Origin of the sequence: Nonomuraea sp. NPDC049714 (assembly GCF_044465295.1) — a bacterium.
In the GTDB taxonomy this organism is placed as follows: Bacteria; Actinomycetota; Actinomycetes; order Streptosporangiales; family Streptosporangiaceae; genus Nonomuraea.
The window spans coordinates 10962-23283 of sequence record NZ_JBITLM010000013.1; the positions used below are offsets into that span (position 1 = coordinate 10962).

Sequence of the window (12322 nt, forward strand, 5' to 3'; positions counted from 1 at the left end):
CGGGCCAGGCAAGCGCTTTCCGGAGGGAAGCCTGGCTCGGCTCTTCAATCCCCCGAGGAGAGATCGTGTTGGATCCGTTGAATCGCCGCCGGTTCCTCGGTGTCACGGGCGCCGCGTTCGCCGGCGCGATCGTGCTCGACGGCGCCACCCTGCCGGCGCTCGCTGCGCCGGGCGCGGCACGTGGAGCGACCGTCAGGCGCATCGGTGACACCTGGCGCCTGGAGAACGACGTGCTGCGCGTCGAGGTCAAGCAGGGCCGCGGCGGCATCGCGGTCAGCAGTGTGTACAACAGGCAGGCGGAGCAGGAGTACCAGACCGCGCCCGGTGGCCGCAGGCTCTTCGAGTACGAGTTCGACGGGAAGGACACGGTCGGCTCCGACAGCGGCTGGACGGTGCTGCGGCCGACCACCGGCGACCTGTGGATGCACACGCCGCGGGGCCGGGTGAAGGTGGGACGCGAGCTGCGGATCCCGCTCCGGCGCACCGGCCCGGTCGCGGTGACCGTGACGACGGTGTTCGAGATCTACGACGGACGCTCGGGGCTGCGCTTCCACACGCTGGTCCGCAACGACGCCACCGACCGGCGCACCACGATCACCAACTCGACCGTGCTCGCCCTGGCCTTCCCCGACCGGCCGCACACGCTGCACTACCCGCCGAACATGCGCTGGAAGAGCACCACCGGCGCGCTCGCGCCGCTGCCAGAGGACACCTCGTCCGCGGGCAAGCGCGCCGAGCTGCCCAAGAAGGTCATCAGTGTGTACGACGACGGTCACGGGTGGAGCCTCAGCCCGGAGACCAACTGGAAGACCATGCGCGGCAACGGCGACCAGGCCGACTACATGCTGCCGCCGTTCGCCGCGCTCAACGCCTGGCACGAGGCCGACCACGTCAAGGTGGTCACGAACCCGGAGTCCCTGCAGCTCGTGCTGTTCGAGGGCGAGGAGTTCGAGTATCTGTCGGTGAACCTCACGGTCTTCCGCGGGGACGTGATCGACGCCAAGATGGCCGAGGAGGAGCACTTCCGCAGAAGGTTCCGCTACAACGATGTCACCACGCTGTTCAACACCAACGACTGGGACTACCGCGGCGGTCCGGGCGACACGTTGCCCGACAACTACTACTACGACGTCATCATCCCCAAGGCGAAGCAGGCCGGCTTCGACATGGTCATGCTGGACGACCTGTGGAACACCACCCGCGACACCATCGTGCCGAGCGCCGCGATGCTGAAGTCGATCCGCAGCCTGGAGGAGTTCTCCGGCACGGTCACCGGCAACGGGATGCGGTTAGGCCTGTGGTACAGCCTGAGCGGTGACGGCCACGGCAAGGGCCGGGACCTGGCCGACCCGGCCCAGATCGCGGAGAAGCGGGCGCAGATCGAGACGCTGATCACGCAGTATCGGATGTCGCACCAGATGGTCGACCTGACCGAGTGGTGGCAGAACGGGACGGCGACGGCCTACTCCCACCCGAGCGACAACGTCTACCGCAAGAACGTGCTGAGCCGCCGCCTGCTCAACCAACTTGTCGAGAAATATCCGCACTTCTTGCCCAAGGTCACCAGCGAGCTGGACATCCACCCCACCCAGGGCGACCGGAACAACAGCCTGATGCATGTCGCCTACAACGGCTGGAACACCGCCAACGGCGGGATCACCGGCGAGGACCTGTCGCTGCGCACCGCCGTCACCGGATTCGGCCACCTGCCGATGAACTCCACCTACATGAACGGCGGCCGGATCACCGGCCGGATGGAGGACTACTACTCCTACATCGCCGTCCGTAACGTGAAGTTCGGCCAGGACCCCGGCAAGCCCGGCACCTGGCCGGAGGCGGGCGCGCAGCTGATGGCCCGCTTCAACCGCTGGCGCAAGCACCCGCGCGTGGTCGCGCTCACCGAGCAGCCGTTCCGCCCTGTCTACCTGGGCGCCGGCTGGGACGGCGAGCGGTGGAACTCCAGCACCGGGCCGTTCGTGTGGATGTGGACCGACGACGACCGCGACACCGCGCTCCTGATCGCCACCGGCAAGGGCGGCTACGCCTCCACAGTGCTCGCCGACCTGCGCTGGCTCGACGACGACGGCACCTACACGGTCGCCGACATCACCCTCGACGACGACGGCTCCCACACCTACGCCTATCGGGGCACGTACCAGGGCGCGCAGTTGAAGGGCTTCCCGATCGACCTGCGGGCCAACACCTCGCGGGGCAAGGCGTTCTGGATCAAGCGTGCCGACGGCAAGAACTGCCAGGTGCTCTACGCCGACGAGAACGTGGCGTCGTACCGGGAGAACGGCGCGGCGAACCGGCTGCGGCTGGAGCTGACCGGTACGCCGGGCGCCGACGCGGTGGTCGTGGTCGTGGACCCCCGGCACGACCGGGGGCTGCCCAGGACCGTCAAGCTGGACGGGACCGGCCGCGCCTCGGTGACCGTGCCCGCCGCCGACCTGCTGCCGCCGGTGGCGGTGCCGAGCGTGTTCGCCGAGCCGATCTACAACGAGGCGGAGTTCCTGCCCCGCGCGTCCACCGCCACGCTGACCGAGATCGGCGAGCCGAACGCCAGCAACGCCGCGTGGATCCTGGCCGGCTTCACCGGCACCGGGCAGAGCGTCGAGTACACCGTGGACGTGCCCGCCGACGGCCTCTACCAGGTGGACGTGCGCTACAAGGAGAACGAGTCGCGCGGCAGCAGCAAGCTGTCGGTGGACGGCGCCGTCCTCGGACCGGAGTCCAACCACTTCCAGCCGCGCAACATGTACAAGGGCATCGAGTTCCGCGAGCGACGCCACGGCAACGTGCGGCTGGCCAAGGGGGCGCACACCTTCCGCTTCACCTCGACCGGGCGCACCGGCGGCAGTTACGCGGTCGGCGTCGACTACATCAAGCTCACCCCGACCGCGACCCTGCCCCGGCTGGCGTTCGAGGCCGAGCAGGTGTTCACCGGTGCCCAGGGCGAGGTGGGCGCCACCGCCGACCCGGCGGCGAGCCCGGCGGTCGGCGGCGCCTGGCACGGGTTGCGCGCCGGGGCCGTGGGGGACTGGGTGGAGTACACCGTCAAGGTGCCCGCCGCCGGCCGGTACACGATCGCGTCGCTGGCGAAGGCGCACAAGGACCGGGGCCGCGGCAGGCTGACGATCGGCGGCGCGGCGGTGGGCGAGGAGTTCGACCACTACCTGCCGCCCTCGGACGGCGCCTACCAGTATCGCGAGCTCGCGCACGGGGAGGCCGACCTGCCCGCCGGGGACGTGGTGCTGCGCTACACGGTGACCGGCAGGAACGCCGCCTCGGCCGCGTACACGCTGGCCACCGACCAGATCCTGCTCACCCCGGCGCCCGCGCTCACCATGACCGGCGAGGACCGGCTCACCGTCGGCGAGAGCGCGACGTACACGGTGGAGTTCGTCCGGTTCGAGGAGTACTACGCGGACGCGAAGTACGTGCTCTGGACCGTCGAGCAGGAGAGCGAGCCGGGCGTGCTGATCGCCGGGCAGGACGGCCGGGTCCAGGCGGTCAAGCGCGGCACGGCGGTCCTGCGGGCGCGCAGCCACCTCGCCGAGCAGGCGACGGCCACCTTGACGGTGACGGTCGGATGAGCGCGATCAGTGAGCTGAGCACGCTCAGCAAGACCAGGGCCGAACCGGCCCGGCGCGAGAACCTGGCCGCCTACCTCTTCCTCGCCCCCTGGCTGGTCGGCCTGGTGCTGATCACGATCGGGCCGATGCTGGCCTCGCTCTACCTGGCCTTCACCGACTACAACCTGCTGGAGGCGCCGACCTGGATCGGGGTGGAGAACTTCACCCGGATGTTCGCGGACGAGCGGTTGCACAACTCGCTCCGGGTCACCTTCGTCTACGTGCTGGTCTCGGTGCCGCTGCAACTCGCGCTCGCGCTGCTGCTGGCCGTGGTGCTGGACCGGGGCCTGCGCGGGATGGCGTTCTACCGCTCGGTGTTCTACCTGCCGTCGCTGCTCGGCTCCAGCGTGGCCATCGCCATCCTGTGGCGGCAGGTGTTCGGCGCCGAGGGGCTGATCAACCACGTGCTCGGCTGGTTCGGCGTCGAGGGCAGGAGCTGGATCGCCGACCCGGAGTCGGCCCTGTGGACGCTGGTCACGCTGAACGTGTGGACGTTCGGCGCACCCATGGTGATCTTCCTGGCCGGGCTCCGGCAGATCCCGCGGATGTACTACGAGGCGGCGGCCGTGGACGGGGCCGGGCCGTTGCGCCGCTTCGGCAACATCACCATGCCGCTGCTCACCCCGATCATCTTCTTCAACCTGGTGCTGCAGATCATCCATGCCTTCCAGGCGTTCACCCAGGCGTTCGTGGTCTCGGGAGGGACCGGCGGACCGTCGGACTCCACCATGTTCTACACGCTCTACCTGTACGAACGCGGCTTCGGGAAGTTCGACATGGGTTACGCCTCCGCGATGGCGTGGGTGCTGCTGGTGATCATCGGAGTCTTCACCGCCGGGAACTTCGTCGCCTCCAAGTACTGGGTCCACTATGACGATTAGAACGGTGCTCAAGCACCTCGCGCTCGCGGCGACCATCCTGGTCATGCTCTACCCGGTGATCTGGATGGTGGTCAGCTCGCTGCGGCCGGGCGACGAGATCTTCCGCGAGCCGGGGCTGCTGATCACCGAGCTGGAGATCGAGAACTACACGCTCGGCTGGAACGCGCTGGGCCACCCGTTCAGCCACTATCTGATGAACTCGGCCCTGGTGGTGCTCGGCGCGATCGTCGGCAATCTGGTGTCGTGCTCGATGGCGGCCTACGCGTTCGCCCGGCTGGAGTTCATCGGCAAGAAGTTCTGGTTCGCCATCATGCTGATGACGATCATGCTGCCGATCCACGTGCTGATCGTGCCGCAGTACGTGATGTTCTCCGAGGTCGGCTGGGTGAACACGTTCCTGCCGCTGGTGGTGCCGAAGCTGCTGGCCACCGACGCGTTCTTCGTCTTCCTCATGGTGCAGTTCATCCGCGGCATCCCGCGTGAGCTGGACGAGGCGGCCAGGATCGACGGCTGCGGGCGGGCCCGGATCTTCCTGCGGGTGATCCTGCCGCTGATGGTCCCGGCCCTTGCCACCACGGCGATCTTCACCTTTATCTGGACATGGAACGACTTCTTCAGTCAGCTCATCTACCTCACTGACCCGGAGATGTACACGGTGCCCATCGCCCTGCGCTCCTTCGTGGACGCGACGTCGAGCACCTCGTGGGGGTCGCTGTTCGCCATGTCGGTGGTGTCACTCGCCCCCGTCTTCCTCGCCTTCCTCGTCGGCCAGCGCTTCCTGATCAAGGGAATCGCCACGACCGGCGGCAAGTAGCTCCAAGAAAGGACGTGCTCAGATGCGGTCAGGAACCCTAGCCCGGCTCGCGGTGGCCGGACTGCTTCTCGCGGCCACGGCCGCGTGCGGCGGCGGATCAGGCGGCGAGACCGCCGACGGCAAGGTCGAGCTCCGCTTCACCTGGTGGGGATCGGACATCCGGCACCAGGTGACGCAGAAGGCGATCGACGCGTTCCAGAAGGCCAACCCGAACATCGTCGTCAAGGGCGAGTACGGCGAGTGGAACGGCTACTGGGACAAGCTGGCCACCACCGTCGCCGCCAACGACGCCCCGGACATCATCCAGATGGACGAGCGTTACCTGCGCGAGTACGCCGACCGCGGCGCCCTGCTGGACCTCAAGACCCAGAAGGACGTGCAGACGGCGGACATCGAGCCGGCATCGCTGGGCGCGGGCGACGTCGACGGCAAGCTGTACGGCCTGAACGCGGGCGTCAACGCCTACGCGATCCTGGCCAACCCCTCCCTGTTCGAGGCCGCGGGCGTGAAGATGCCCGACGACACGAAGTGGACGTGGGAGGAGTACGCCAAGATCGCGGCGCAGATCACCGAGAAGTCGTCCGACGGCGTGTTCGGCTCCCAGGCGTACGGCAACGACGAGGCCGGGCTCTCGGTCTGGGCCAGGCAGCACGGCGAGGCCCTCTACACCCCCGACGGCAAGCTCGGCGTGACCGTCCCGACCGTCACCTCGTGGTACCAGAACCTGCTGGACCTGCAGAAGGCCAAGGCGCTGCCGAGCGCCGACGCGACCACCCAGGACATGATCGCGCCGCTGGACCAGTCGATGCTGGCCACCAACAAGGTCGCCATGGGCTACTGGTGGACCAACCAGCTCAACGCGGTCAGCAAGGCCAGCGGCAAGGAGATGAAGCTGCTGCGCCTGCCCAGCGTCACCGGCAAGGCGACGGAGAACGGCAACTACTACAAGGCGTCGATGTTCTGGTCGGTGTCGTCGCGCACCGAGCACCCGGCGGAGGCGGCGAAGTTCGTCAACTTCCTCGCCAACACCACCGAGGCCGGCGACATCATCCTGTCCGACCGCGGCGTGCAGCCCAACACCAAGGTCCGGGCCGCGATCACCGACAAGCTGCCGGCCGGCGAGCAGCTCGCGCAGGCCTACATCGAGGACATCGCCGACGAGCTCGGCTCGGTGCCGACCGCCCCGCCGCCCGGTGGCGGCGGCGCGCAGAAGATCCTGCAGCGCTACACACAGGACGTGCTGTTCGAGCGGCAGACCCCGGCGCAGGCCGCCGAGGGCTTCCTCAAGGAACTCGGCACGGAGATCGCCGGCTAGCCGAGGTCGTCTCCCCGGCCCGTGAACACTTCGGGCCGGGGCCGGGCGGGGGGCAGATAGGCCGTCACCTCCAGGCCGCCGCCGTCGCGCGGGCGGGCGACCACGTCGCCGCCGTGCGCCAGCGCCACCGAGCGGACGATGGACAGCCCCAGGCCCGCGCTCTTGCCGGTCACCAGCCGGTCGGCGTTGAGCCGGCGGAACGGCTTGAACAGCTCGAGGACGTCGTACGGCGGGACTGCGGGCCCGGTGTTGCTGACCGTGACCGTGACCTGCCCGCCCGCCACGGTCCTGCTGGTGACGCGCACCCAGCCGGTGCCGTCGTCGACGTTGTGCCGGATGCCGTTCTCGACCAGGTTCAGCACCAGCCGTTCGAGCAGCATCGCGTCGCCGTTGGTGGGGGCGGGGAACGCCTGCTCCCGTACGGTGACGTTCTCCGCCTCGGCCTCCGCCGCGACCTGCGAGACGACGTGGGAGACCACGTCGGCCAGGTCCACCGGCGACCGGTCGGCGATCTCGTGCTCGGCGCGCGCCAGAAGCAGCAGGCCGGAGATGAGCCGCTCGTGGCGGGCGTTGATCTCCAGCAGGCTCTCGCCGAGCTGCTTCACGTCCGGGGAGGCGGTGCGCCGGTGCATGGCCAGCTCGACCAGCGCCCGGTTGAGCGTCAGCGGCGTGCGCAGCTCGTGCGAGGCGTTGGCGACGAACCTGCGCTGCCCGTCGAAGGAGTGGTCCAGCCGCTCGACCATGGTGTCGAAGGTGTCCGCCAGCTCCTTGACCTCGTCCTGCCGGCCGACCAGCGCGATCCGTTCGTGCAGGCCGCGCTCGGCCATCGGCGCGGCGGCGATCCGCCGGGCCGTGGCGGTCACCCTGTGCAGAGGGGCGAGCACCCGGCCGGAGATGATCCAGCCCAGGCCGATCGCCGCGCCGCCCACCACGACCACCGCGACCGTCCCCTGGACGAGCAGTGAGGTGACCGCCGCCGCGCGCAGGTCCAGCTCCTGTTGCTCCAGGAGCCGCTGCTGATCCTCCATCAGCTGCTGAGCCTGGCCGAGGGTGAGCACAGCGCCCTGAGTGTGCAGCCTGAGGACACGCCCGGAGCCGTACTTGTTGTCGAAGAGCCGGGTGAGCTCCTGGTTGAACAGCAGGTAGGAGACGCCGATGAGCATCATCCCCGCGACGAGGAACAGGGCGCCGTAGACCAGGGTCAGCCGGGCCCGCAGGGTGAGCGGCGTCTTCACGGGATCCGGTACCCCGTCCCCTGCACGGTCAGCACGACCGGCGGATCGCCGAGCTTGCGGCGCAGTTTGAGCACGGTGAGGCGGACCACGCCGGTGAACGGGTCGGCGTTCTCGTCCCACGCCTTCTCCAGCAGCTGCTCGGTGGAGACCACCGCGCCCTCCGCCCGCATCAGCTCGGCCAGCACGGCGAACTCCTTCTTCGACAGCGGGACGTACCGCTCTCCCCGGAAGACCTCGCGGCGGGCCGGGTCGAGCGTGAGCCCGGCGCGCCGCAGCACCGGCGGCGCGGCCGGCCGGCAGCGGCGGCCCAGGGCGTGCACGCGGGCGGCGAGCTCGGCGAAGGCGAACGGCTTGGCGAGGTAGTCGTCGGCGCCCAGCGACAGCCCGGTCACCCGGTCGCCGATCTCCCCGGCGGCGGTGAGCATCAGCACCCGCGCGGTGGATTCGGACGCCACCAGTTCCCGGCAGACGTCGTCACCGTGCACGATCGGCAGGTCGCGATCCAGGATCACGATGTCGTAGTCGTTGACCGCGAGCCGCCGCAGCGCCGCCCCGCCGTCGTTCGCGGTGTCCACCGCGTGTGTCTCCTCGCGCAGCCACTCGGCTATCGCGTCGGCGAGCATCGGCTCGTCCTCGACCACCAGAACCCGCATGACCAGTGCCCTCCCTTGACCTGGGGCCGATGGTGGCGCATGTCCTGTTTGTTCGCTGTTAGCGCTCATGGAAACCGTGAGGAAACCGCTCCTTCGGTTGCATCTGTCCCGACGGCCGGGACAGGACCGGCCGCTGGACGAGGAGAACACCGATGCGAGGACGAATCCTCGGCGTGACCGCGTTGCTCGTGCTGGCCCTGGCCGGATGCGGCTCGGGCGGCGACGGAGGCGCCGACGTGGCGTCGGCCGACGGCGCGCGGCCGACCACCGGCGGCTCCGCCGCGCCGAGCCTCAGCAGGGAGGATCGGGGCCTCAAGTGGGCGCAGTGCATGCGCGAGAACGGCGTCGACGTGCCCGACCCCAAGCCCGGCCAGGGCGTCAGGATGACGATGGGCCCGGGCTCCGAGGGGGCCATGGACAAGGCCAGGGAGGCCTGCAAGGAGTGGCAGCCGTCGGGCGGCGACGGGGCGGGCAACCCCCAGAACGGCGAGCGGATGCGCACCCTCGCCAAGTGCATGCGGGACAACGGGGTGGAGGAGTTCCCCGACCCTGAGGGCAACACCATGCGCATGACCAAGAAGGTCGCCGACGACCCCGACTTCCCGGCGGCCCAGAAGAAGTGCCAGTTCGACCTCGGAGGTTCTTGATGGCCTCGGCCACCCTGGACGAGAAGGTCTCCGGGCGCCGCCCTCGCAAGCGCGGGAGGAAGATCGTCGGGCTGCTCGCCGTGGTGGCCCTGGCCGGCGCGGCACTCGTGGCGGCGAGCAACGCGGGGCTGCTGAAGGGCGGTGCCGCGACGCCGACCGCCGCCGCCGTGCTGCCTCCCGCCACCACGCAGATCGCCAAGGAGACCCTGGAGGACACGCTGGACGCGGACGGAGAGCTCGGCTACGGACCCGCGACCACGGCGGTCAGCCGCAAGCCCGGCACGATCACCTGGCTGCCCGGCAGCGGCGACCAGATCACCCGCGGCAAGCCGCTCTACAAGATCGACAACGATCCGGTGGTGCTCATGTACGGCGGGACGCCCGCGTACCGGGACCTGAGGACCGGCACGGAGGGCCGGGACGTGCGCAACCTGGAACGCAACCTCAGCGAGCTCGGCTACACCGGCTTCACCGTGGACGACGAGTACACCTGGGCCACGGCCGAGGCGGTCATGGAGTGGCAGGACGATCAGGGCCTGGAGGAGACCGGCGTCGTCGAGCTCGGCCGGGTCGTGTTCGCCGACGGCAAGGTGCGCGTCGACACCCTGGAGAGCCAGGTCGGCCAGCCGGCCGCGCCCGGCCAGAAGGTGCTCTCCCACACCGGCACCACCAAGGTCGTCACCGTGCGGCTGGACGCGGAGGACCAGCGGCTGGCCAAGCAGGGGGCGCGGGTGTCCGTCACCCTGCCCGACGGCGAGGACGTGACCGGCAAGATCACTGAAGTGGCCACGGTCATCGTGCCGGGGGAGGGCAACGAGGAGCCGGAGACCAAGGTCGAGGCGCTCATCGTCATCAGCGCCAAGGCGCGCAAGGCGACCGCCGGGCTGGACCAGGCCTCGGTGGACGTGACCTTCACCGCGGCCAAGCGCGAGGACGTGCTCACCGTGCCGATCGTCTCCCTCGTGGCGCTGCGCGAGGGCGGCTTCGGCGTCGAGGTCGTCGAGGGCGCCAGCACCCGGTACGTCGCGGTGGAGGCGGGGTTGTTCTCCGGCGGCCGGGTCGAGATCAGCGGCGACGGGCTGGCCGAGGGCATGACCGTGGGGACCGTGAAATGACCCACCCCATGATCGCGCTGTCGCAGGTGAGCAAGGTCTATCCCGGTGGCGTCACCGCGCTGGCGTCGGTCACGCTGGAGATCGCGCGGGGCGAGATGGCCGCCATCGTCGGGCCGTCCGGCTCGGGCAAGTCCACGATGCTCAACACCATCGGCACGCTGGACCGCCCCACGTCGGGGACCGTGCGCATCGACGGCTACGACGTCTCCGCCCTGTCGGACAACCAGCTGTCCGCGCTGCGGGGGACCCGGATCGGGTTCGTCTTCCAGCAGTTCCATCTGGCCGCGAACGTCCCGGCGCTGGACAACGTGGCCGACGGCCTGCTCTACGCCGGCCTCGGGCCGGCCGAGCGGCGCCGCCGGGCCAGGGTCGCGCTGGAACGGGTCGGCCTCGGGCACCGGATCGACCACGAGCCGCACGAGCTGTCCGGCGGCGAGCGGCAGCGCGTCGCCATCGCCAGGGCGGTGTCCGGCGACCCGCCGCTGCTGCTGGCCGACGAGCCGACCGGCGCCCTGGACTCGGTCTCGGGCGCCGGCGTGATGGAGCTGCTGCACGACCTGCACGCCTCGGGCACGACCGTCCTGATCATCACGCACGACCGGGAGATCGCCGCCGGCCTGCCCCGGCAGGTGTCGATGCGCGACGGGCGTATCGTCGCGGACTCGGCGACTGGTGGGGGCGTCGCGGACTCGGCGACTGGTGGGGGCGTCGCGGACTCGGCGACTAATGGGGACGGCGCGGACCCCTCTTGGGCGGCCGTTGAGCGTGCTCGGTCCGGGGCTGCGTGATGGCGGCCGTCGATCACCTGGACCGGCCCAGGCTGTCGCCGCCCCGGATGGGCCCGCGCGACGTGCTGCGGGTCGGCGCCGTCGGCCTGCGCACCCGTCCCATGCGCGCCTTCCTGTCGGCACTCGGCATCGCCATCGGCATCGCGGCGATGATCGGCGTGGTCGGCATCTCCTCGTCCTCGGGCGCCGAGCTGGACCGGCAGCTCTCCGCACTGGGCACCAACCTGCTCACCGTCTCCGCCGGGCAGACGATCACCGGTGAGGAGGCGAAGATGCCGGTGGACGCCGAGGCGATGATCGAGCGGATCGGCCCGGTGGAGTCGGTCTCGGCCACCGCGTACATCAAGGACGCCAAGGTCTTCCGCTCCGAGCAGATCCCCCAGGCCCAGACGGGCGGCATCTCCACCTACGCCGCCCGCCTCGACCTGCTCGACTCCGTGGGCGCGACCGTGCGCAGCGGCGCCTGGCTGACGGAGGCCACCCAGACCTACCCGGCCGTGGTGCTCGGCTCGACCGCCGCCGAGCGGCTCGGCGTGACCACGGCGGGCCATGACACCCAGGTGGTGATCGGAGGCGAGCGGTTCACCGTCGTCGGCATCCTGGCCCCGGTGGCGCTGGCCGCCGACCTCGACACCGGGGCGATGGTCGGCTGGCCGGTGGCGGAGCGGGTGCTGGACTTCGACGGACACCCCACCACCCTGTTCACCCGCGCCGACGAGCGGCGGATGGAGGCTGTCCGCGACGTGCTGCCCGGCACCGCGAACCCGGAGGCGCCCAACGAGGTCGACGTGTCCCGCCCCTCGGACGCGCTCGCCGCCAAGCAGGCCACCGACCAGGCGTTCACCGCGCTGCTGCTCGGCGTCGGCGCGGTCGCGCTGATCGTCGGCGGCGTCGGGGTGGCCAACACCATGGTCATCTCGGTGCTGGAACGGCGCTCGGAGATCGGCCTGCGCCGCTCACTGGGCGCCACCCGGGGTCAGATCCGCACGCAGTTCCTCGCCGAGTCGCTGCTGCTGTCGGCGATGGGCGGCGCGGGCGGCGTCCTCATCGGCGCCGGCGTCACCATCGGCTACGCCTACGTCAAGGGCTGGCAGGCGGTGATCCCCGCCGAAGCCACGGCGGCCGGCCTGGCGGCGACCCTGCTGATCGGCGTCATCGCCGGCCTCTACCCGGCCGTCAGAGCCTCCCGCCTCTCCCCGACCGAGGCCCTGGCCACCACGTAGCACCGGTCTGTCATGC

10 protein-coding genes are annotated in these 12322 nt (G+C 70.3%); 8 read left to right on the forward strand and 2 right to left on the reverse strand.

The features are described 5' to 3' along the window. The first annotated feature begins 65 nt into the window (after positions 1-65). Genes ACIBQX_RS38605 through ACIBQX_RS38620 form a run of 4 tightly spaced genes read left to right on the forward strand, consistent with a single transcriptional unit; the run spans position 66 to position 6645 of the window. The gene (locus ACIBQX_RS38605) at positions 66-3596 is read left to right on the forward strand and encodes a carbohydrate-binding protein (protein WP_397013509.1); all 3531 of its coding nucleotides are present in this window, start codon (positions 66-68) and stop codon (positions 3594-3596) included. Next, complete coding sequence (locus ACIBQX_RS38610; RefSeq protein ID WP_397013511.1) at positions 3593-4516, forward strand: carbohydrate ABC transporter permease; 924 nt, start codon at positions 3593-3595, stop codon at positions 4514-4516. The genes ACIBQX_RS38605 and ACIBQX_RS38610 overlap by 4 nt, the downstream gene beginning before the upstream one ends. Next, positions 4506-5330, forward strand: coding sequence for a carbohydrate ABC transporter permease (locus ACIBQX_RS38615; protein ID WP_397013513.1), 825 nt, complete (start codon positions 4506-4508; stop codon positions 5328-5330). Before ACIBQX_RS38610 ends, ACIBQX_RS38615 begins: the two co-directional genes overlap by 11 nt. A gap of 22 nt (positions 5331-5352) precedes the next feature. Next, positions 5353-6645 (forward strand): ABC transporter substrate-binding protein, encoded by a 1293-nt coding sequence (locus ACIBQX_RS38620; protein ID WP_397013515.1) that lies wholly within the window; start codon positions 5353-5355, stop codon positions 6643-6645. Here the strand turns inward: ACIBQX_RS38620 and ACIBQX_RS38625 are convergent. Then, complete coding sequence (locus ACIBQX_RS38625) at positions 6642-7880, reverse strand: sensor histidine kinase (RefSeq protein ID WP_397013517.1); 1239 nt, start codon at positions 7878-7880, stop codon at positions 6642-6644. The genes ACIBQX_RS38620 and ACIBQX_RS38625 overlap by 4 nt on opposite strands. Beyond that, positions 7877-8533, reverse strand: coding sequence for a response regulator transcription factor (locus ACIBQX_RS38630; protein ID WP_397013519.1), 657 nt, complete (start codon positions 8531-8533; stop codon positions 7877-7879). The genes ACIBQX_RS38625 and ACIBQX_RS38630 overlap by 4 nt, the downstream gene beginning before the upstream one ends. 152 nt (positions 8534-8685) lie before the next feature. On the opposite strand from ACIBQX_RS38630, the gene ACIBQX_RS38635 reads away from it, so the two are divergent. The 4 genes from ACIBQX_RS38635 to ACIBQX_RS38650 are packed head-to-tail and all read left to right on the forward strand — an operon-like array spanning position 8686 to position 12306. Beyond that, positions 8686-9180: a hypothetical protein gene (locus tag ACIBQX_RS38635; protein WP_397013521.1), complete on the forward strand. Its 495-nt coding sequence runs from the start codon at positions 8686-8688 to the stop codon at positions 9178-9180. After that, positions 9180-10295: a peptidoglycan-binding protein gene (locus tag ACIBQX_RS38640; protein WP_397013523.1), complete on the forward strand. Its 1116-nt coding sequence runs from the start codon at positions 9180-9182 to the stop codon at positions 10293-10295. Before ACIBQX_RS38635 ends, ACIBQX_RS38640 begins: the two co-directional genes overlap by 1 nt. After that, the gene (locus ACIBQX_RS38645; protein WP_397013525.1) at positions 10292-11083 is read left to right on the forward strand and encodes an ABC transporter ATP-binding protein; all 792 of its coding nucleotides are present in this window, start codon (positions 10292-10294) and stop codon (positions 11081-11083) included. Before ACIBQX_RS38640 ends, ACIBQX_RS38645 begins: the two co-directional genes overlap by 4 nt. Continuing rightward, positions 11083-12306: an ABC transporter permease gene (locus tag ACIBQX_RS38650; RefSeq protein ID WP_397013527.1), complete on the forward strand. Its 1224-nt coding sequence runs from the start codon at positions 11083-11085 to the stop codon at positions 12304-12306. Before ACIBQX_RS38645 ends, ACIBQX_RS38650 begins: the two co-directional genes overlap by 1 nt. The last annotated feature ends 16 nt before the right edge of the window (positions 12307-12322 follow it).